Origin of the sequence: Methylobacterium gregans, from assembly GCF_022179245.1 — a bacterium.
In the GTDB taxonomy this organism is placed as follows: Bacteria; Pseudomonadota; Alphaproteobacteria; order Rhizobiales; family Beijerinckiaceae; genus Methylobacterium; species Methylobacterium gregans.
The window spans coordinates 1-20,737 of sequence record NZ_BPQM01000091.1 but is presented as its reverse complement, the minus strand read 5'-3'; the positions used below and the strand labels follow the sequence as shown (position 1 = coordinate 20,737).

The following is a 20,737-nucleotide window of genomic DNA, read 5'->3' as shown; positions in this document are numbered from 1 at the left end:
ATGGGAACCAAAACGCCCGTCGGGCGTTTTGGTTCCCATCGCTGCGTCACAGGCCCTGCGGCCGCCCTGATCGCCGGCGAGAGGGCGAATACTTGGCGGTTCAGATCAGCGCAGCGCTTAAACGCGCATTAACCAGGATCCAGAATATTCAAGGGGCTCGAAAGGATCATTGCACCGATGCTCCACGCCGACCCGCTCCTCCAGCGCCCAGCCCTCGTCCATCCGCGCGTCCTGGCCCGTGCCCTCGACCACCTGATGCCGGCCGCAAGCTCGCGCGCCGAGGTTTGGCAGATGCTCACCGAGCGCTACACGGTCGATCTCGACGCCGTCGCCGCCCTGCTGCCATCCGAGGAGCCGGAGCCGCGCTGGCTCGCGGCCCGCGACTAACTTCGAAAGAGAGCGTGACCGGCCGGCGATCAGCCGACCGTCCGCAGCACCTCGCCCTCGCCGAGGACGCCGCCGGCGATGACCTCCGCGTAGATCCCGCAATCCCGGTGGCCGAGGCGGGCATCCAGCGTCCAGGGAATGTCGAGGTCGCGCACGCCGCTGACCGGATCGACATTGGTCGCGGCGCAGCGCTGCGTGCGTTGGGTCAGCTTGAGCCGCAGCCCGCTCGGCGCCTCCAGCACGGAGCCCGACATTCCCAGTTCCGCCCATGGCTCCAGCCCCTCGACCAGCAGGTTGCCGCGGAAGCGCAGCGGGTCGACGGGCGCGCCCACGAGATCCTCGATCGCCCGCACGCTCGCCAGATTGATGAGGGAGACGAAGCCGATCTTCGAATCGGTGAAGCGGTAGTGCGGCGGAGCTTCGAGGACCCGGGGCTCACCGCGCAGGGAGGCCGGCAGGAGGCGCCGCATCAGATCCTCCAGCACGCGTCTGCCGTCGGGCGTGTCGAGCTTGGCCGCGTAGCGCTCTCCCTCCGCCTCGACATGCAGCGTCGCCGTCGCGTCCTCGTAGTGCGTACGCAGACGGGCCAGCGCCTCGTCGCGCATCAGCATCAGGTACTTGGTCTTCGGCTGGTGCCGGGGGACGTGTGCGTTGAAGCCCGAATCGCCGTTCTCGACCGCGTAGAGCCGGTCACCCGGGAAATACCCGCTCGTTTCCAGCACGACGCTCGCGAGGCGCTCGGGGCTGAACCCCTTCACGGGATAGCGGTAGAGGGCGAGGATCGAGAGCGTGGCCATGCGCGCAGCGTGGCCCTGAAATGCGGCGCGGCGCAAGGGCCTCACCGCCCCTTGTGGTGCGCAAATGCAACACCACATCCCGGATACCGGCGGCCACCAATGGCGCCGGGGCCCTCGCGCGGCGGATAGCCGGAGGGCGACGTTTCGGTGGCGCCGCGCCTCTTCGCGGGCGGCGGATGCCGGTACGGGAGGGTTGTGCATGAATTTCGAGAAGTATACCGAGCGCGCCCGCGGCTTCGTGCAGGCGGCCCAGAACCTCGCGATGCGCGAGGGCCATCCCCAGCTTCAGCCGGGTCATCTTCTGAAGGTGCTGCTCGACGATCCCGAGGGCCTCTGCGCCGGTCTGATCGACCGCGCCGGGGGGCAGTCCCGCGTGGCGCTCGCGCAGATCGAGCAGTGGCTCGCGAAGCAGCCGAAGGTCTCCGGCAATTCCGCGGCGCCCCAGGCGACGCGCGATCTCGTGCGCCTGTTCGACACTGCCGAGAAGGCCGCCGAGAAGGCGGGCGATTCCTATGTGACCGTCGAGCGGCTGCTGCTGGCGCTCACGGTCGAGGGCAACACCGAGGCCGGACGCGCGCTTCAGGCCGCGGGCGTGACGCCTGCCTCGATCAACGCGGCGATCAACGCGCTGCGCAAGGGCCGCACCGCCGACAACGCGTCGGCCGAGAACGCCTATGACGCGCTGAAGAAATATGCCCGCGACCTCACCGAGGCGGCGCGCGACGGCAAGCTCGACCCGGTGATCGGCCGTGACGAGGAAATCCGCCGCACGATACAGGTGCTGTCCCGGCGCACCAAGAACAACCCGGTGCTGATCGGTGAGCCCGGCGTCGGCAAAACCGCCATCGTCGAGGGTCTGGCCCTGCGCATCGTCAACGGCGACGTGCCGGAATCCCTGCGCGAGAAGAGCCTGCTCGCCCTCGACATGGGCGCGCTGATCGCGGGCGCGAAGTATCGGGGCGAGTTCGAGGAGCGCCTGAAGGGCGTGCTCTCCGAGGTTCAGGCGGCCGAGGGCGGCATCATCCTGTTCATCGACGAGATGCACACGCTCGTCGGCGCCGGCAAGGCGGACGGGGCGATGGACGCCTCGAACCTCCTCAAGCCCGCGCTCGCACGCGGCGAGCTGCACTGCGTCGGCGCTACCACCCTCGACGAGTACCGCAAGCACGTCGAGAAGGACGCGGCGCTCGCCCGGCGCTTCCAGCCGGTCTTCGTCTCGGAGCCGACCGTCGAGGACACGATCTCGATCCTGCGCGGCATCAAGGAGAAGTACGAGCAGCACCACGGTGTGCGCATCCAGGACTCGGCGCTGGTGGCGGCAGCGACCCTGTCGAATCGCTACATCACCGACCGCTTCCTGCCCGACAAGGCAATCGATCTCGTGGACGAGGCCGGATCGCGCCTGCGCATGCAGGTCGATTCGAAGCCGGAGGAGCTCGACAACGTCGATCGCGAGATCGTGCGGCTGAAGATCGAGGGCGAGGCGCTGAAGAAGGAGACGGATACCGCCTCACGCGACCGGCTCCAGCGCCTGGAGAAGGAGCTCGCCGACCTTGAAGAGCAGTCCGCGACGATCACCGCCCGCTGGAAGGCCGAGAAGGACAAGCTGGGCGCGGCCGCAGAGCTGAAGAAGAAGCTCGACGAGGCGCGCAACGAGCTGGCCGCCGCCCAGCGCCAGGGCCAGTACCAGCGCGCGGGCGAGCTCGCCTACGGCCTGATCCCGGGCCTCGAGAAGCAGCTCGCCGAAATCGAGGCGAAGGCGGAATCCGCGGTCGCGCGCGACGGCATGGTCGAGGAAGCGGTGACGCCGGCCCATATCGCGGGCGTCGTCTCGCGCTGGACCGGCGTGCCCGTCGACAAGATGCTGGAGGGCGAGCGCGAGAAGCTGCTGGCGATGGAGGAGGCACTGGCCAAGCGCGTCGTCGGCCAGCGCGAGGCGGTGGAGGCGGTCGCGACCGCGGTCCGCCGGGCGCGCGCCGGACTGCAGGACCCGAACCGGCCGATCGGCTCTTTCATGTTTCTCGGGCCCACCGGCGTCGGCAAGACCGAGTTGACCAAGGCTTTGGCCGGCTTCCTGTTCGACGACGATACGGCGCTCGTGCGCATCGACATGTCCGAGTACATGGAGAAACACGCTGTGGCCCGCCTCATCGGCGCGCCTCCGGGCTATGTCGGCTACGAGGAGGGCGGCGCGCTCACCGAGGCGGTTCGACGTCGGCCCTACCAGGTCGTGCTGTTCGACGAGGTGGAGAAGGCGCATCCGGACGTTTTCAACGTCCTCCTCCAGGTGCTCGACGACGGGCGCCTGACGGACGGACAGGGACGGACGGTCGACTTCCGCAACACGCTCCTGATCATGACCTCGAATCTCGGCGCCGAGTATCTAGTCAACCAGCCCGCTGGGCAGGACACCGACGCGGTGCGCGATGAGGTGATGGGCGTGGTGCGCGGCCACTTCCGGCCGGAGTTCCTGAACCGGATCGACGAGATCATCCTGTTCCACCGCCTCCAGCGCGGCGAGATGGGCGCGATCGTCGATATCCAGCTCGGGCGCCTGCAGAAGCTCCTCGACGAGCGCAAGATCGCGCTCGACGTGGACGAGGCGGCGCGGACCTGGCTCGCCGACAAGGGCTACGACCCGGCCTACGGGGCGCGGCCGCTCAAGCGGGTGATCCAGAAGAACGTGCAGGATCCGCTAGCGGAACTCCTCCTGTCGGGCAGGATCCACGATGGGGAAGCGGTGCCGGTCACCGCGGGCCCGCTCGGCCTGATGATCGGCGACGTCACGGTCGGGGCCGAACGCCGGCCACCGAGCGTGGCCCTGAACTGATACGACCGAAAGGAGCCCCGGCGCCCCCGCGCCGGGGCTCTTCACTTGTGGGTGGCACCGGACGCCTTGTCGCTCGGCTGCCGCGCCGCAGGTATTCCAGGCACGAACGAGGAGATTGCCGATGCCCGCCAAGCCGCCCGAGACCATGCGCCAACTCCGATACGACGGCGCGGGCGGGCCCGAGGTGATCAAGCTGGAGACCGTGGGTGTACCCCAGCCCGGCCCCGGTCAGGTGCTGATCGAGGTGGTGGCGGCCGGCATCAACCGGCCCGACCTGATGCAGCGGCAGGGCAAGTACCCGCCGCCGAAGGGTGCGACCGATGTTCCAGGCCTGGAGGTGAGCGGGCGCGTGATCGCCCTCGGCGAGGGCGTCAGCACCCCGGCGCTCGGCGATGAGGTCTGCGCCCTGGTGATCAGCGGCGGCTACGCCGAGTTTGCGGTGGCCGAGGCCGGGCATTGCCTGCCCAAACCGAAGGCGCTCGCGCTGGCTGATGCCGGCGGCATCCCCGAGACCTTCTTCACCGTCTATTCCAACGTGATCCAGCGCGGGCGGCTCGCGGCCGGCGAGAGTTTCCTGGTCCATGGCGGTTCGAGCGGCATCGGCTCGACGGCGATCCAGATCGCCAAGGCGCAGGGCGCCAAGGTCTTTGCCACGGCGGGTTCGGCCGAGAAGTGCCGCTTCTGCGAAGAGCTCGGGGCCGACCACGCGATCAACTACCGCGAGGCCGACTTCGCCGAGGAGATCGCGCGGCTCACGGATGGCAGGGGCGTCGACGTCATCCTCGACATGATCGGCGCGAGCTACCTTCAGCGGAACCTCGCCTCCCTCGCGGTGGAGGGCCGCCTCGTGCTGATCGCCCTGATGGGAGGCTACAAGGTGGATGGGCTCAACATCACGCCCGTCATGGTAAAGCGGCTGACCTTCACGGGCGCGACGCTGCGCCCGCGCCCGAAGGCCGACAAGGCCGAGATCGCGCAGGGGCTCGCCCGCGATGTCTGGCCGAAGCTCGACACCGGCGAGATTCGGCCCGTGATCCACGCGACGTTCCCGTTCGAGGAAGCGCGCAACGCCCATGCGTTGATGGAGTCGAGCGCTCATCTCGGCAAGATCCTGCTGTTGACGGGGCGCTGAAACCCACTCGTTCAGGAACCCTCGCAAGCGCAGCCGCGTTGGCCGCCCAGATCATCAATTGTGCAGCCGGCGGCTCAAGCCTCGGCTCGGCACGCGAGTGAGGAAGCCGATGGCCGAGAACCTGAACAACACCGAGGCCCGGCAGGGCCAGCGCGGCAAGCCGGTCCTCTTTGTTTTGCTGGCGAGCCTCGCCTTGCTCGCCGTGGCCCTGGTCGGGCTGATGACGTGGAACGGCGCCAACGCGCCGAAGGACTACGCTAGCCAGAGCCAGGACGCCTCCCGACAGGAGGTCACCGGTTCGGTCAACGGGAAGTCGAACACGCCCTCGTCGTCGAATTCCAGCAGCGTGCCCGCGGAGAACCCGGCCTATCCGCAGCCGTCGCAGCCGAGCGCCAATCCCAATAAGCCGAAGTGATGGGGGGCGGCCACGCCGCCTCTCCCGCATCGTCGCGCAAAGCAGAACGGCCGGGGCGTCAGGCGCCCCGGCCGTTTCTGTGCGTGGTTCCGTCGGAACGTCAGCGCGTCGGGACCGGCGTCGGCCCGCGATAGTCGTAGAAGCCGCGCTTGGTCTTGCGGCCGAGCCAGCCGGCCTCGACGTACTTCACCAGCAGCGGGCACGGGCGGTATTTCGAATCGGCGAGTCCGTCGTACAGGACCTGCATCACCGAGAGGCAGGTATCCAGCCCGATGAAGTCGGCGAGCTGGAGCGGGCCCATCGGATGGTTCGCGCCGAGGCGCATCGCCGTATCGATCGATTCGACCGAGCCCACGCCCTCGTAGAGCGTGTAGATCGCCTCGTTGATCATCGGCAGCAGGATGCGGTTGACGATGAAGGCCGGGAAATCCTCCGACATCGTCGAGGTCTTGCCGAGCTTCCCGATGAACGCCTTGGCCGCCTCGTAGGTCTGGTCCTCGGTCGCGATGCCGCGGATCAGCTCGACGAGCTGCATCACCGGCACCGGGTTCATGAAGTGGATGCCGATGAAGCGCTCCGGCCGGTCCGTCGCGGCGGCAAGCCGCGTGATCGAGATCGAGGAGGTGTTGGTCGCCAGGACCGCGTCGGGCTTCAGCGAGGCGCAGAGCGTCGAGAAGATCTCCCGCTTGACCGCCTCGTTCTCGGTAGCCGCCTCGATCACGAGGTCGCAGTCGCCGAGGTCGGCGAAGCTGCGTGCCGGCTGGATGCGCTCGCGGGCGCTGCGGCTCGCCGCCTCTTCGAGGCTACCCTTCGTGACCAGCTTGGCGAGGCTCGCCTCGATGGCGCCGAGGCCGGCCTCGATCCGGTCCGCCTCCCGGTCGTTCAGGCGCACATCGAGGCCCGCGGCCGCGCAGACCTGCGCGATCCCGCTGCCCATCTGCCCGGCGCCGATGATGCCGACCCGATTGATATCAATAGTCATGTCCCGATCCGAGTCCTTCCCCGCCGGCCGGACCGATGGCCGACCCGTGCGGAACACGCGAGCCGCGACGCGCCGGCCGCCCCGTGATCCAGAAGCCTTCTAGCCCGCGTTCGCGGACCGACGAAACCCTCCCTGGCGCGCTCCCGAACAATCTCGCGCGAACCGGCCGCCGGATGATACGTCCGGCGGCCGCCCTCGTCTCTCGGTGGCACCTTCGGGCCGCCGGACGGCCCGGGATCAGTCCTTGGCCTTGGCGATCTCGGATCTCAGCTCCGGCACCACCTGGAATAGGTCGCCGACGAGGCCGTAATCCGCCACCTGGAAGATCGGCGCGTCCTCATCCTTGTTGATCGCCACGATGACCTTCGAGTCCTTCATGCCGGCGAGGTGCTGGATCGCGCCGGAGATACCGACCGCCACGTAGAGATCCGGCGCCACCACCTTTCCGGTCTGGCCGACCTGCCAATCGTTCGGGGCGTAGCCCGCATCGACGGCCGCGCGCGATGCGCCGACGGCGGCGCCCAACGCGTCGGCGAGCGGCTCGATCAGCTCCTTGAACTTCTCGGCCGAGCCCAGCGAGCGGCCGCCCGAGACAATGAACTTGGCGGACGCCAGCTCGGGCCGGTCGGACTTGGCGATCTCCTCGCCCTTGAACGACGAGCCGCCGGCCTGCGGGGCGGCCGCGGACACCGCCTCGACGGCAGCGACGGAGCCGCCCTCGCCCGCCGGTTTGAAGGCCGCGGTGCGGACCGTGATCACCCGCTTCGGCCCCGGCGCCTGCACGGTCTGGATGGCGTTGCCGGCGTAGATCGGCCGCTCGAAGGTGTCGGGCGAGACGATCTTGATGATGTCGGAGACCTGGGCGACGTCGAGCAGGGCCGCCGCGCGCGGCAGCACGTTCTTGCCCGTGGTCGTCGCCGCGGCCACGATCGCCTCGTAGGGCTCGGCAATGGCGGCGATCAGCGCGCCCACCGGCTCGGCGAGGTCATGGTCGTAGAGGCCGTCCTCCGCGTTCAGCACCTTCTCGACACCGTCGAGCTTGGCAGCGGCCTCCGCGGCGGGTTTCGAGCCGGAGCCCAGCACCAGGGCGTGGACGGGCTGACCCAGTTCCTTGGCGGCTGTCAGCGCCTTCAGCGAGGCATCCTTGATCTGGCCGTTGGCGTGCTCGACGTAGAGAAGCGTTGTCATGCTGGCGATCCTGAGCTTTCGGGCGGCGCCGTGCGGCGGCCTGCCGGCAGGGAGAGCCGGGCCGCGGCGCCGGCAGCGCCGCCGAGCCCGGTGAAGGTCTTAGGCCCGCGTGCGGGCCCGCGGCGTCAGAAGACGCCGGCCTCGACCTTGAGCTTCTGCACGAGTTCGGCGGGCGAACCGACCTTCACGCCGGCCGAGCGGCCCGGCGGCTCGGCGGTCTTCAGAACCGTCAGGCGCGGGGTGACGTCGACGCCGAGCGCGTCCGGCGCCAGCTCCTCCAGCGGCTTCTTCTTGGCCTTCATGATATTGGGCAGGCTCGCGTAGCGCGGCTCGTTGAGGCGCAGGTCGGTGGTGACGATGGCCGGGAGCTGAAGGCCCACCGTCTGAAGGCCGCCATCGACCTCGCGGGTGACGTCCACACTGCCTTCGCCGGCTTCCAGCCTGAATGCGAAGGTGCCCTGCGGCCACCCGAGCAGCGCAGCCAGCATCTGGCCGGTCTGGTTCGAGTCGTCGTCGATCGCCTGCTTGCCCAGGATGACGAGCTGCGGGCTCTCCTTCTCGGCCACCGCCTTGAGGAGCTTGGCCACCGCCAGCGGCTCGCAATTGACGTCCGTCTTCACCAGGATCGCGCGATCGGCGCCCATGGCGAGCGCGGTACGCAGGGTCTCCTGCGCCTGCTGCGGACCGACCGAGACGGCGACGATCTCTGTGACCTTGCCCTTCTCCTTCAGACGGATCGCCTCCTCGACGGCGATCTCGTCGAAGGGGTTCATCGACATCTTCACGTTGGCGAGCTCAACGCCGGACCCATCGGCCTTCACGCGGATCTTCACGTTGTAGTCGACGACCCGCTTGACGGGCACCAGAACCTTCATGGGGGCCAACTTCCTCCGCGGGACTTCTTCGCTGTTGACGCGCAGGCGCGGCGCATTCCCCGAGGAACGCGGCACGGCTCGCACAGGGCGCGGACCGTAGCGGCCACATTTCCGCCTTGTCAACGCGGCGCGAAAACCCCGCTTTCGAAAAGCCGTATGGCCATAAGTCCAAGGGCGATTCGGGGATAGGGTACGGCGGCGGTGGGACGGATCAGCGGTTCTGGCCAGGCACCCAGAGCACGTCGTCAGCCCCGTTGCGATTGGCGGCGCGGCTCGCCACGAACAGAAAATCCGAGAGCCGGTTGAGATATTGCAGCGCCTCTCCGGAGACCGCCTCGCTCGCGGCAAGCTGCACGGCGAGGCGCTCGGCACGTCGGCAGACCGTGCGGGCGAGGTGCAGCGCCGCCGCGGCTGGGGAGCCACCCGGCAGCACGAAGGACTTCAGCGGCGGGATCACGCCGTTCAGCGCGTCGATGTCGTCCTCCAGCCGCTTCACCTGGGCGGCCACGACGCGCAGGGGCTCGTAGGGCAGCGGCTCCGGTGTCGGCGGTGTTGCGAGGTCGGCGCCGAGATCGAAGAGGTCGTTCTGGATGGCGGCGAGCATCGCGTCGAGGCGGGGCTCGGCATGGAGCCGAGCCAATCCGATGCAGGCGTTGGTCTCGTCGACAGTGCCGTAGGTCTCGACGCGCAGGTCCGCCTTGGAGCGGCGCTGCCCGTCGGCGAGCGCCGTCGTCCCCTTGTCCCCGGTACGCGTGTAGATCCGGTTCAACTTGACCACGGGCGCACCTCGGGCAGTGTCTCGGCGACGATCAGAACGTGTAGCCGATCTTGCCGCCGTAGTTCGTCAGGCCGCGGTTGTTGGCGCACAGGCCGGCATTCGACATATGCTCGACCGTGGCCATGATGCTCAGCCGCTCCGTGATCCGGAAGCCGAGTGCCGCCGCCTCGCGGAAGAGCGGATTGCAACCCAGCGTGTTGAAGCCGTAGGGCGTGCCCGCCTTCGGGCCGGTATAGCCGTTATGGGCAGCGCCGCCGAAGAAGCCTTCGAGGAAGACGCGGCGGCCGAGCGTCTCGGGGAAGAGGTCCACCGTCCAGGTGGCGCCGAGATAGGCGTAGCTCGTGCGGCCCCCAGTGTTGTAGCTGCCGCCGACCGTCGGCCGCGGAACGAAGGCCTGCCAGAACGGATCGAGGCTCAGCACCGGCTTGGCGAACAGGATCTCGCCGTTGACGTTCGTGGTGGAGAAGCCGCGGGCCTTGCCCTCGGCGCTACCCGGATCCTGCACCGCGCCGCCGATGCGGATCTCGGAGACGATGCTCAGTGGCTGGACCGGCGCGGCATAGACGGGCGCGGGCGCGCGCGGTGCGCCGAGATCCGCTGCCGTGACAGGGACGGACGCGAGGGCGAGGCCGCCGACGAGACAGGTGCGAAGGATGGGCAGCATGGGGAACGCGTCCGATTGAACGGACTCTGCGTACCACGACCCTGCCGCGGTCCATCGCGAACCAATCCCTGAAACGCCCGGCGGAGGCTTAAAAGTCCGGCTGTGCGGCGCGCCGGTCACACCCGTTCGGGCTAGCCGCTCACCCGTTCGACAGGTGGACTGCCCCGCCGCTTGCCTCCCACCCGCAGGTGGCGGTGGACGACGCATTGCGGCATCGATCTCACTGATCGGCGTACCCGTCGGTGGCCTCAGGCCGCCCGCCACCAGACCACGCCCATGATGATGACGATGGCGATGAACTGCAACAGCACCCGCAGGCGCATCAGCTTCTGCGAGAGGTTGGCGCTACCGCCGCGCAGCATGTTGACGAGGCCGAGCAGCAGCACCACGGCGACGGCGCCGCAGGCGATCAGGACCAGGGTGTTGGCGGACATGGTTCAACGATCCGGTTCGTGCGCGAGCGCTCCACATAGACGCTCGCGGCGGCCCCGTCAGTTGCGGCGCAGCAGCCGCTCGAAATAGTCCAGCTCCTCTCGCGAGCGGCTCGGGTCGCCGAGTTTACGCCGCAGTTCCTCCATGATCCGCCGCGCCCGCTGGACTGCCGACTCGTCGGCGCCGGGCACGCGCACCCGCCCGTCCGACATGTCGCGCCCCTTGGTCGGGCGGCCGAGCGGGTCGTCCTCGCGGGAGCCAGCCTGCCCTTGCTGGCCCGGCTGCTGGCCCTCCGGCTGCTCGCCCTGGCCCTGCCCTTCCGCCTCGGCCATCTCCTGCATCTGCTGCTGCATGCCCTCGGCGCCGCGTTTCAGCCCGTCGAGGGCGCGGCCCTGCGCGTCGACGGCATCGCCGTCGCGACCCTGCCGCAAGGCGTTCTCGGCCTCGCGCATTGCATCCTCGGCATCGGCGAGACCGTCCTCGCCCTTCATGCCGTTCTCCTTCATGCGGCGCTGCACATCCTCCAGACGCTGGCGCAGGGCCTGTTGTCGGTCGCCGGCGCTGCCGCCCTGCTGGCCTTGGCCGCGCTCGCCCTGCTGGCCTTGGCTCTCGCCCTGCTCACTCGGACTGCGCTGCCCCTGCTGCCCGCCCTGCTGCCCCTGTCGCTGGCCGCGATTCTGCGGACGCTGGCCCTGCTGGCGATCCTGGCCGTCCCGAAAGGTCTCGTCACGCAGTTGCTGCTGGTCGCGCGACATCTGGTCGAGCTCCTGCATCTGCTTGCGCATCTCGCGACCCGCTTGGTCGGACTTGCCACCCTGCTCGGCCGTCTGGAGATTCTCCAGGATGTTGCGCAGCTGCTCCATCAGCCGCTGGGCCTCGGCGGTATCGCCGCGCTTCATCGCCTCGGCCATGTCCTTGAGCATCTTGTCGAGGTCGTCGGGCGTCACGGTCTTCTGCTGACCGCTGCGCTCGCCCTGCTGCTGGCGCGGCTCGCGGTTCTGGCGCTGGGCCATCTCCTTCAGGAACTTGTCGAGCGCCTGCTTCAGATCCTGGGTCAGGCGCTGGATCTCGTCGTCGGGAGCGTTGCGCTCCACCGCCTCCTTGAGGCGGTCCTGAGCTTGGCGAAGCTGCTTCTCGGCATCCGAGAGGTCGCCGTCCTCGATCTTGAGCGCCATTTCCCACAGGAGATCGGCGACCTCTGTGAGGCCGGCATCGTCCCGGGCGGCACGCAGGCGCCCCGCCGCGCTCTTCAGGCCGAGGAAGATGGCGGGTCGGACCCTGAAGGTCTGGGGTGCGATCAGCAGTGCGTCGAGCGCCGTCTGCACCCGGCGGCGGCCGTCGTCCGGCCCGGTGACGAGACGGCGACGCTCCTCGGCAAGGGACCGGGCGAGCGGATCACGGAAGGGACGGGCCGGCAGCACCATCTCGACGGGTGCAGAGCGCGCCTCCTGCCCCGCCTCGTCCTTGACCGCGAGGGTGAAGAGCACCCGGGCACCCGACCAGGGATTGTCCGTGAGATCGACGAGCGTCTTCGCCTCGCTCTCGCCGCTCGCGTCTGGCGGCAGGGCCAGCGCGATCCGCGGCGGCGGCACCAGCGCGCGGCCAGGCTTCACCGGCTCCACGACCCCGTCGGCGGAGGCGAGTCCATAATCGTCGCGCGCCCGATAGCCGAGGTTGAAGGTGCCCCGCCCGTTCACCTCGGGCGTGCCGAGATCGCGGATCTCCGGTGGGTTATCCGGGATCGTCTCGATGACGAGGCGGCGCTCGCCCGCAGGCGTGGCGAGCACGAGCGCGGCCCTGGGGCCGACGACTTGGAAGCGATCCTCACGCAGGTCCGGCCGCGCTTCCTTGCCGGGCACGGGCTTCAGCCCGGCATCGGGCGTCAGAGCAGTCTCGGCGGCGGCGCGGTTCTCGCCCGCGATCCGCACCACGAGTTGGGAATTGACCGGCACGCGCAGGTGCTGCTCGGCCTCGGACAGGGTGACGAGGAGCGGGGGCGTACGCGTGTAAAGCGGTGGATCAATCCAGCCGTCGATGCGGTAGTTCGGCGCGGCCGCCGGGGGGCGGCGCCAGTCGAAGGCGGAGCCCAGCCGCTCGCGCCACTCAGGGCCCGCGACGAACAGACTCGCCACGGCCGCGACGGCCAGCGCAGCGCGCACAGCGTAGGGGTCGTGCCGCGGCATCATCGGGCGTGGCAGTCCGACGCGCAGGCGCGCGACCGCTGCGGCCGCACGGCGCTGGTGCAGATCCCACAGAGCACGCGTGGCAGGGTCGGCGGCTCCGACCGCGAGCCGGTCCTCGGCGGCCGAGGCCGGCCCGTGGCGGAGCGTCGGATCTCGAAGCGCCGCCTCGCGGTCGAGCCGGGCCAGTGCCTCGGCCCGTCCCAGGCGAGGCAGGCGCAGGAGCGGAAACAAAGCACCGAGCAGGGCGAGCGCGAACAGAGCGACGCCCAGCATGCGGCCGGCCGGGCCGAGTTCGAGCCAGAGGCCGAGCCAGGACGCCGCCGCGAAGGTCAGCAGGACGCCGAGGCCGCGCCAGAGCACGGGCCAGGCCCGCTCCCAGAGGCCAGCTGCTCGCGCCCGCGCGACGAGGCGGTCGAGGTGCGCGGCAAGGGTCCGGCCGGCATCGTGCTGGGGTCTGTGTTCCACGCCGTCGTCGTCCCGCCGCTCCAGATGGTCAGCGCCCGCGCTCAAGTTTCCTCGGGCGCCCGGGAGGCTAGCATGGTGGCGGGCACGGGCCAGCGGGTCAAATCCGCTCAGGCGTGCGCGGCGATGAAGTTGCGCACCTGCGGGTAGATCTGCTGCTCCCAGCGTTTACCCGAGAACACGCCGTAATGGCCGACGCCCGCCTGGAGGTGGTGCGCCTTCATGTGCGGCGGGAGGCTGGTGCAGAGGTCGTGCGCCGCCATCGTCTGCCCGACGGAACAGATGTCGTCGCGCTCACCCTCGACCGTCATCAGGGCGGTGCGCCGAACGGCGCCCATGTCGATCGCCTCGCCCCGAAAGGTAAGCTGGTTCTTGGCCAAGGTGTAATCCTGGAAAACGGTCTGCACCGTCTGGAGGTAGAACTCCGCCGGCAGGTCGAGCACGGCGAAGTACTCGTCGTAGAAGTTTTCGATCGCCGCGGCTTTGTCGGCCTCGCGGTTGACCTTGTGCCAGAACAGATCGGTGTGACCATCGACGTGGCGCTTCATGTTCATCGACATGAAGGCCGAGAGCTGGATGAAGCCCGGATAGACGCGTCGGCCCGCGCCCTTGTGTCGGCGGGGCACCGTCGCGATCAGGTTCTGTTCGAACCAGGAAATCGGCTTCGACGTGGCAAGCTCGTTGACGACGGTCGGATTGATCCGGCAATCGACCGGTCCGGCCATCACGGTGAGCGAGCGGGGCGCGGCCGGATCTCGGGTCTGCGCCATCACGGCGGCGGCGGCCAGCGCCTGCACGGCGGGCTGGCAGACCGCGAGCATGTGCGCGCCCTCGCCCAGGACGCCCATGAAGCGCACGAGGTGTTCGACATAATCGTCGAACCCGAAGGGGCCGGCCGAGAGCGGCACGTCGCGAGCATTGTGCCAGTCGGTGATGTAGACGTCATGATCGGGCAGCAGGGCCCGGACTGTCCCGCGCAGCAGCGTAGCGAAATGACCCGACAGAGGCGCCACGACGAGAAGCTTCGGCTGCGGTGTCTCCACATCCTTGCGGAAGTGCAGGAGCGTGCCGAAGGGCGTGGCGAAGGCCGCCTCCTCGACCACCGGGACCTCGCGGTTGCCCACGCGCACGGTGTCGAGACCGAAGCTCGGTCGCGCGAAGCTCATACCGGCTCGCATCATCATCTGCGCGCCGGCCGACCACCAGCTCAGGGGGCCGCCGAGCGCCGCCCAGGGCGAGACGGCCTCGTGCAGCACCTGCCCCCAGGCGCGCGTCTGCTGCGCGAGATCCGATTGAACCTGGAACGCGTCGTACAGCATGGGACGAGCACTCGGCGGGGCGCCTCCGGCAGCGGATGCCGGCACGGCTTGGGGATTCGGCGCGAAGGCCGTGGTCGGCAGCATCAACATGGGAGAGTCAGGTTAAAGCCGAGCTGACGGACCGCAACCACAAAAAACCGGAATGCCTGCTCAATGTGGTTTTGACGCATCAGCCTTTGGTCCAATGCCGGAATTTTCCGAATGCCGCCACGGAGGGGCGAAACCTTCCGCGTGCAGCCGAAAATCCGGCGCGAAATCGCCCGGGCAGCACCTGGAGCGGCCTTGCTGAGCCGCAGCGGGGTGATACCGTGCTTTCGAAAAACGCGCGGAACGCCGGCTCAGTTTCTCGCGATCGTGTGCGCCTTGCGGCCGCGGGCCCGGCGTGCTCAACCGGAAGCAATGACAGACAGGGTCGCCCCCGCGCCGCGCGTGACCAAACGCTACGCCGCCAAGCGGCAAGCCATCCTCGATGCGGCGGTCGGCCACTTCAACGCGCGCGGCGTGCGCGGGACCGCCCTCACCGACGTGGCAGCCAGCGTCGGCCTCGTCACGAACAGCATCACCTACTATTACCGCCGCAAGGAGGATCTCGCGGCAGCCTGCTACCTGCGCAGCCTCGCATGGCACGATACCCTGCTGGACGAAGCCGAAGGCGCTACCAGCCCGGCAGAGCGGCTCAGCACCTTCCTCGCCGCCTACTTCCGCGACCTGGCGGCGATCGAGACGGGCACGCAGCGACCGCAGGTCCGGCTCGGCGATCTGATGGCCCTGCCGAGCCCACAGAGCGAGGCGGTCTTCGCGGCCTATAACGACCTGTTCCGGCGCGCCCGCGCCCTCTTCGTACCGGAGCGCGCCGATCTCGGCCGGGCGGAGCGGGGCGCGCGGACGCATCTCGCGCTCTCGGTGATCCACACGGCACGCCTCTGGATCGACCGCTACGAACCGCAGGATTACGGGCGCGTGGCCGAGCGGGTCACCGACATCCTGCTGGCGGGCCTCGCGGGACCGGATAGCCGTTGGTCCGTGGAGGGGCCGCCGCTTGTGCCCGCTCCCGGCGGGCCGACCGAGCCCTTCCTGCGCGCAGCCACCGCGCTGATCAACGAGGAGGGCTACCGCGGCGCTTCCGTCGAGAAGATCTCGGCGCGGCTCAGCGTGACGAAGGGTTCGTTCTACCATCACAACGATAACAAGGATGACCTCGTCGCCAGCTGCTTCGACCGCACCTTCGAGATCCTGCGCGCCGAGCAGGCGGCGGCCGAGTCGCGCGGTGGCCCGGGCTGGGACCGGCTCACAGCCTGCGCCCGGGCACTGGTGCGTCATCAGTTCGAGCCGGGCGGACCGCTGCTCCGCTGCGCCGCGGTCGGCGCGCTGCCGGAGGGGCTGCGGGCCGAGGTGCCGGCGCGGCTGCGCCGGCTCTGGGAACGCCTCGCTTTCCCGATCGGCGATGGCGTCGCCGATGGCTCGATCCGGCCCGTCGATCCGACGATCGCCGCCCAGGTGGTAAGCAGTGCGGTCGACGCGGCCTGCGATCTCAGGCGCTGGTGCCCGTCGGCCAACACTGACAACGCCGCGGACCTCTTCGTGCGCCCGCTCTTCCTGGGGATCCTCGCGCCGCAATAGGCGGCATCGACATCGTATCTGTCGACGCCCGCACTTCCCTCTGCGTGGTCCGTCCCGACCGACCCGGTTCGCAGGCCTCCTCCCCGGGAGGAAATGAGCAAGGCGTTCGTCCGGCCGGCTCAGTACCCCTTCGCGGCGATTGCCTCGGACCACGTCACCGCCCGCTTGGCCATGCCGATGTGCTGGCGCTCGTAGAGCCGGCCCTCGAGCTTGATGGCGCCGCGCCGGGCATTCTCGGGTGCATTGAAGGCGTCGATCACCAAGCGGGCACGGCGCACTTCCTCCTCGGTCGGAGCGAAGGAGGTGTTGGCGGGCTCCAGCTGGTTCGGGTGGATCAGCGTCTTGCCGTCGAAACCGAGGTCGCGCGACTGGCGGCACTCGACCCGGCAGCCCTCCACGTCCGCGATGTCGTTCCAGACGCCGTCGAGGATGGTCAGCCCCTCCGCGCGGGCGGCGGCCAGCGCGAACATGATCCAGGGCAGCATCGGGACACGGCCGGGCACGAGTTGCGCCCAGGTGTCCTTCGCAAGATCGTTCGTGCCGAGAACGAAGCAGGTCAGCCGGGTGCGCCGATCGCGCCGGGCCTGAGCGATTTCCTTGATGTTCAGGATCGCGGCCGGCGTCTCGATCATCGCCCAGACTGCGATGTCCTCGGGCGCGTCGAGCGCCTCCAAGTGGTTGGCGATGCTCTCCAGCACGGCCGGCGAGGACACCTTCGGCATCAGGATGGCGTTCGGCCGCGCCTCGATCGCGGCGCGCAGGTCCGCCTCGCCCCAAGGCGTCTGGGGCGCGTTGACGCGGATCACCAGCTCCCGGTCGCCGTAACCGCCGCCCTTCACGGCCGCGCAGACCTGCTCGCGCGCGAGTTCCTTCTCCTCCTGGCCAACCGCATCCTCGAGGTCGAGAATCAGGCTGTCGGCAGGCAGCGTCCTCGCCTTCTCCAGGGCACGGGCGTTGGAGCCCGGCATGTAGAGGACGCTGCGGCGGAGGCGGAGATCGGTCATCGGCAGTCTCTGACGTACGCGCGGGATCGGCGCGGGTGTGCTGTGCGCTGCACCATAGTGCAAAGGACTGCCGACGCCACCGGTCGATGGTCGAAGGGATGCCGATCCGCCCCGATTGATGCCGGCAGCCACGATACACGCCGCGGTTGCGGCCACGCTCCGGCCACCTTCGCCGCGCAAGGCCGCTCCATCCACAGGGGGATTGTCATGAAGACGTTTCTGTGCGGCCTCGCGCTTCCTGCGCTCCTCGCCGCTCTGCTCTCGGCGCCGCTCGCCCGACCGGCAGCGGCCGCCAGCAACACCACAGTCGGCGTCGGCTCGGGCGCCGTGGCCGGCGCCCTCGTCGGCGGCCCGATCGGCGCCGTGGCCGGAGCGATCGTCGGGGGCGTCGTCGGCGCCTCGACCGAGCGCCCGCGGCGCTACCGTCGGGTGCGCGCTCGGCGCAGCGCCCTGCCCGTCCGGCCGGTGGCGCAGCGGGTGGCGCCCGCGGCGCCCCGCGGGGCGCTGACGCCGACCGTCTCGGCCGAGCCCGCACCTGTCAGCACCGGTTCGACCGGCCGGCGCTGGACCGACCCGCGCTGAAGGATCAGGCCGACAGCGCCGGGAACGTCCGGCGGGCGAGGCCCGGATAGGCCAGCGCCTGGCCGATCCCGCGGGCCGCGAGGAAGCTCAGGAAGGCCAGCCAGAGGCCCGTGTTGCCGAGGCCTAAGGCCTGCACGAGTGCGAGCGTCGCGCAGTAGGCGGCGAGCGCGCCGAGCATCAGGTTGCGCATCGCCCGCGTCCAGGTCGCGCCGATATAGATGCCGTCATAGGCGAAGGGCAGCGCCGCCACGAAGGGCGCGAGCGCGGCCAGCGGCAGGTAGCGGTAGGCGACCGCCCGCACCTCGGCGCTCGTCGTCACGAAGTCCACGAAGGCGTGGCCGAGCCCGAGCGCGATCAGGCTGACCCCGAAGCCGAAGCCGAGGCACCAGCGCAGGCTCAACGACGAGGCCCGGCGGAAATCCGTCTCGTCGCGGGCGCCGATCGCCTGCCCGCACAGGGCCTCGGCGGCGGTGGCGAAGCCGTCGAGGAAGAAGCCGCCGATCAGGAAGAGATTCCACAGCACCGCGTTGGCGGCGAGCGTCGCATCGCCCTGGCGCGCGCCCAGCGCCGAGAACAGCACGATGCCGGCGACCAGAGCCAGCGTGCGGATCACCACGTCGAGGTTCACCGCGAGCGTGCGGCGGAGCGCGGCGGGATCGCGGATCTCGGCGAGAGGCACCCGGAACGGGCGGGCGCCGAGGCGCCGCAGCACGAGAAGGCCGAGCGCCAGCCCGCAGGCCTCGGCGCATAGTGTCGCCAGCGCGGCCCCCGCGATGCCGAGCCCGAAGCCGAGCACGAGCAGGAGCGTCAGGGCGATGTTCACCCCGTTGATCGCCACCTGCAGCAGCAGCCCGAGATCGGTGCGGCCCCGCCCGAGCACCGAGCCCAGCACCGCGAAGTTCGCCAGGACGAAGGGCGCCGAGAAGATCCGGATGTGGAAGTAGGTGGCGAGCCCCTCCCGCACGGCCTCGCTCGCGCCGCTGATCGCGAAGGCGAGCCAGGCCAGCGGTATCTGGAGCAGGACGAGAGCGAGACCGGCGAGCAGCCCGGCCGCGAGCGAGCGGGCGAGCGTGCGGTCAACCTCCGCGGCGTCCCGGGCGCCGACAGCTTGGGCTGTGAGACCGGCGGTCGCCATGCGCAGGGCGCCGAAGGACCAGAAGATGGCGTCGAAGATCACCGCACCGAGCGCGATCGCGCCGAGCGCCGCCGCGTCCCCCAGCCGCCCGATCACAGTGGCACCGACGAAGCCGAGCATCGGCGTCGTGATATTGGCGAGCGTCATCGGCAGGGCGAGCGCCAGAACGCGGCGGCCGTTCACGGGGATAGGGGCGGAGAGCGATGCGGACACGGAGGATCGTCCCGAAGCGTGGGGCGCGACCCTAACGGACCAAAGCCGATTCGGGCGTGCGCGATGCGGGCGGCAGCCTTGCGCCGCCGGGGAGCCGCTGCCACAAGCCGGCTTCAGCACACCCGACCGACGAAGCGACCAGCGGAGCGCCGCACGATGACCTCTGCAATGACCTCTGCCACCCTGAGTCCCGAGGCCGTCCTCGCCGAGTTCCGAGACGCGGGCGCGCTGCTCGAGGGCCACTTCATCCTCAGTTCCGGCCTGCGGTCGCCGGTCTTCCTGCAGAAGATGGCGATCTTCTCCGAGCCGCCGCGCACCGAGCGGCTCTGCCGGGCGCTCGCCGAGGCGATTAGGGCCCGGTTCGGGCAGATCGACATCGTGGTCTCGCCCGCGATCGGCGGCATCGTGCCGGGCTACGAGACGGCTCGCCATCTCGGCGCCCGGGCGATCTTCGTCGAGCGCGAGCCCGGCGGCCCCTTCACCCTGCGGCGCGGCTTCCAGATCCCGGCGGGGCAGCGCGCGGTGATCGTGGAGGACATCGTCACCACCGGACTCTCGGCGCGCGAATGCCTCGCGGCGATCCAGGGCGAGCCCGGCGAGATCGTCGGCGCCGCCTGCCTGATCGACCGCTCGGGCGGGCGTGGCGAGATCGGCGTGCCGCTCGTGTCGCTCGTCGCCCTCGACATCCCGGCCTACCCGGCCGACGCCCTGCCGCCGGAACTCGCCGCGATCCCAGCCGTGAAGCCCGGCAGCCGGGCGATGCCCAAGCCCTGACGGCGCCGAGGCGTAGGACCCGGCAAAGCGGCCGCGCTTGACTTCCTGTTGAGCCCGTCTTCATGCTCGCCCGAGTTTTCGCCGCACGCGCGGACATTTGCCCTCCACCAAGAACTTTCGCGCGCGGCACGCGGCGCGGCGATCAATGCCCTTTTAACAAAGGTTGCACTACACTCCCGTCGCCTATCTTGAAGTTTATTTCGATTACCTTAGATCTTTTCATCAGAAAGTGAACCTTTCCATGACCGGACCGCAGCGCAGCGCGCTCTTCATCGACGGTGCGAATCTCTACGCGACCACCAAAGCCCTCGGCTTTGACATCGACTACAAGCGCCTGCTGAAGGAATTTCAGAGTCGCGACAATCTTCTGCGGGCCTTCTATTATACGGCCATGGTCGAGGATCAGGAATACTCGTCGATCCGCCCTCTGATCGACTGGCTCGACTACAACGGATACCGCGTCGTCACGAAGCCCGCGCGCGAGTTCACGGATTCGATGGGCCGGCGCCGGTTCAAGGGCAACATGGATATCGAGCTGGCGATCGATGCGCTCGAACTCAGCCCCCACATCGACCACATGGTGCTGTTCTCCGGCGACGGCGATTTCCGCTCGCTGGTTGAGGCGATGCAGCGGCGCGGCGTGCGCGTGACCGTAGTCTCGACGATCCAGACACAGCCGGCGATGATCTCGGACGAGTTGCGCCGGCAAGCCGACGAGTTCCTCGACCTCGCCGCGCTGATCTCGAAGATCGGCCGCGACCCGGGTGAGCGGCCGGCCCGCGCGCCGGTCGATCGCGGCCCGCGCGCCAATCCGGGCCTGGAGAGCCGCTACGGCATCCGGCAGGGGGGCGAACAGGCGGACGGGGAGTAGGCGGGCGGGACGAAGCGCGGTTCCGGAGGCAGCCCGACTCTTTTCAAGCCCCCAGGGGCCTGATCCTCTGCGCAGGCATTCCGGGGCGCCGCGG

Annotated in this window: 19 protein-coding genes; 8 read left to right on the top strand and 11 right to left on the bottom strand. The window is 69.6% G+C overall.

The annotated features are described in order from the left end of the window. Positions 1 to 177 precede the first annotated feature (177 nt). On the top strand, positions 178 to 387 hold the full coding sequence (locus MFF54_RS17850) for a hypothetical protein (protein WP_238304159.1): 210 nt from the start codon (positions 178 to 180) through the stop codon (positions 385 to 387). 29 nt (positions 388 to 416) lie between these two features. Here the strand turns inward: MFF54_RS17850 and MFF54_RS17845 are convergent, their stop codons facing one another. Further along, positions 417 to 1,184, bottom strand: coding sequence for an MOSC domain-containing protein (locus MFF54_RS17845; protein WP_238304158.1), 768 nt, complete (start codon positions 1,182 to 1,184; stop codon positions 417 to 419). 199 nt (positions 1,185 to 1,383) lie between these two features. On the opposite strand from MFF54_RS17845, the gene clpB reads away from it, so the two are divergent. The 3 genes from clpB (at position 1,384) to MFF54_RS17830 (ending at position 5,561) form a co-directional block, all read left to right on the top strand. Beyond that, a complete protein-coding gene (gene clpB, locus MFF54_RS17840; protein ID WP_238304157.1) occupies positions 1,384 to 4,014 on the top strand; it encodes an ATP-dependent chaperone ClpB in 2,631 nt (876 codons plus the stop codon). A gap of 121 nt (positions 4,015 to 4,135) precedes the next feature. Beyond that, complete coding sequence (locus MFF54_RS17835; protein WP_238304156.1) at positions 4,136 to 5,146, top strand: NAD(P)H-quinone oxidoreductase; 1,011 nt, start codon at positions 4,136 to 4,138, stop codon at positions 5,144 to 5,146. A gap of 109 nt (positions 5,147 to 5,255) precedes the next feature. After that, positions 5,256 to 5,561, top strand: a complete 306-nt coding sequence (locus tag MFF54_RS17830; protein WP_238304155.1) for a hypothetical protein — start codon at positions 5,256 to 5,258, stop codon at positions 5,559 to 5,561. 100 nt (positions 5,562 to 5,661) lie between these two features. On the opposite strand, the gene MFF54_RS17825 is transcribed toward MFF54_RS17830, so the two are convergent. The 8 genes from MFF54_RS17825 to MFF54_RS17790 all read right to left on the bottom strand — a co-directional run bounded on the left by MFF54_RS17825 (position 5,662) and on the right by MFF54_RS17790 (position 14,444). Then, positions 5,662 to 6,543, bottom strand: coding sequence for a 3-hydroxybutyryl-CoA dehydrogenase (locus tag MFF54_RS17825; protein WP_238304154.1), 882 nt, complete (start codon positions 6,541 to 6,543; stop codon positions 5,662 to 5,664). A gap of 237 nt (positions 6,544 to 6,780) precedes the next feature. Beyond that, a complete protein-coding gene (locus tag MFF54_RS17820; RefSeq protein ID WP_238304153.1) occupies positions 6,781 to 7,731 on the bottom strand; it encodes an electron transfer flavoprotein subunit alpha/FixB family protein in 951 nt (316 codons plus the stop codon). 125 nt (positions 7,732 to 7,856) lie between these two features. Next, entirely contained in the window at positions 7,857 to 8,606 is a 750-nt protein-coding gene (locus tag MFF54_RS17815) for an electron transfer flavoprotein subunit beta/FixA family protein (RefSeq protein ID WP_238304152.1), read from the bottom strand. A gap of 211 nt (positions 8,607 to 8,817) precedes the next feature. Beyond that, a complete protein-coding gene (locus tag MFF54_RS17810; RefSeq protein WP_238304151.1) occupies positions 8,818 to 9,384 on the bottom strand; it encodes a cob(I)yrinic acid a,c-diamide adenosyltransferase in 567 nt (188 codons plus the stop codon). Between the two features lie 31 nt (positions 9,385 to 9,415). Beyond that, positions 9,416 to 10,048, bottom strand: a complete 633-nt coding sequence (locus MFF54_RS17805; RefSeq protein ID WP_238304150.1) for an acyloxyacyl hydrolase — start codon at positions 10,046 to 10,048, stop codon at positions 9,416 to 9,418. A 248-nt stretch (positions 10,049 to 10,296) separates the two neighbouring features. After that, the gene (locus MFF54_RS17800) at positions 10,297 to 10,482 is read right to left on the bottom strand and encodes a twin transmembrane helix small protein (RefSeq protein WP_109951415.1); all 186 of its coding nucleotides are present in this window, start codon (positions 10,480 to 10,482) and stop codon (positions 10,297 to 10,299) included. A gap of 57 nt (positions 10,483 to 10,539) precedes the next feature. Next, complete coding sequence (locus MFF54_RS17795; RefSeq protein ID WP_238304149.1) at positions 10,540 to 13,128, bottom strand: TIGR02302 family protein; 2,589 nt, start codon at positions 13,126 to 13,128, stop codon at positions 10,540 to 10,542. Positions 13,129 to 13,235: 107 nt separating this feature from the next. Then, the gene (locus tag MFF54_RS17790) at positions 13,236 to 14,444 is read right to left on the bottom strand and encodes a polyhydroxyalkanoate depolymerase (protein WP_238304148.1); all 1,209 of its coding nucleotides are present in this window, start codon (positions 14,442 to 14,444) and stop codon (positions 13,236 to 13,238) included. A 399-nt stretch (positions 14,445 to 14,843) separates the two neighbouring features. Here MFF54_RS17790 and MFF54_RS17785 point away from each other — a divergent pair, with 399 nt between their 5' ends. After that, positions 14,844 to 16,064, top strand: a complete 1,221-nt coding sequence (locus tag MFF54_RS17785) for a TetR/AcrR family transcriptional regulator (RefSeq protein ID WP_238304147.1) — start codon at positions 14,844 to 14,846, stop codon at positions 16,062 to 16,064. Positions 16,065 to 16,183: 119 nt separating this feature from the next. On the opposite strand, the gene MFF54_RS17780 is transcribed toward MFF54_RS17785, so the two are convergent. Further along, on the bottom strand, positions 16,184 to 17,068 hold the full coding sequence (locus MFF54_RS17780; protein ID WP_238304146.1) for an HpcH/HpaI aldolase/citrate lyase family protein: 885 nt from the start codon (positions 17,066 to 17,068) through the stop codon (positions 16,184 to 16,186). A gap of 207 nt (positions 17,069 to 17,275) precedes the next feature. On the opposite strand from MFF54_RS17780, the gene MFF54_RS17775 reads away from it, so the two are divergent. Then, complete coding sequence (locus MFF54_RS17775) at positions 17,276 to 17,650, top strand: YMGG-like glycine zipper-containing protein (RefSeq protein WP_238304145.1); 375 nt, start codon at positions 17,276 to 17,278, stop codon at positions 17,648 to 17,650. A gap of 4 nt (positions 17,651 to 17,654) precedes the next feature. Here MFF54_RS17775 and MFF54_RS17770 read toward each other — a convergent pair whose 3' ends face one another. After that, on the bottom strand, positions 17,655 to 18,932 hold the full coding sequence (locus MFF54_RS17770) for an MATE family efflux transporter (RefSeq protein ID WP_238304162.1): 1,278 nt from the start codon (positions 18,930 to 18,932) through the stop codon (positions 17,655 to 17,657). A 249-nt stretch (positions 18,933 to 19,181) separates the two neighbouring features. Here MFF54_RS17770 and pyrE point away from each other — a divergent pair, with 249 nt between their 5' ends. Beyond that, positions 19,182 to 19,772 (top strand): orotate phosphoribosyltransferase, encoded by a 591-nt coding sequence (pyrE, locus tag MFF54_RS17765; protein WP_238304161.1) that lies wholly within the window; start codon positions 19,182 to 19,184, stop codon positions 19,770 to 19,772. A 241-nt stretch (positions 19,773 to 20,013) separates the two neighbouring features. After that, positions 20,014 to 20,643 (top strand): LabA-like NYN domain-containing protein, encoded by a 630-nt coding sequence (locus MFF54_RS17760; RefSeq protein ID WP_238304160.1) that lies wholly within the window; start codon positions 20,014 to 20,016, stop codon positions 20,641 to 20,643. Positions 20,644 to 20,737: the final 94 nt, after the last annotated feature.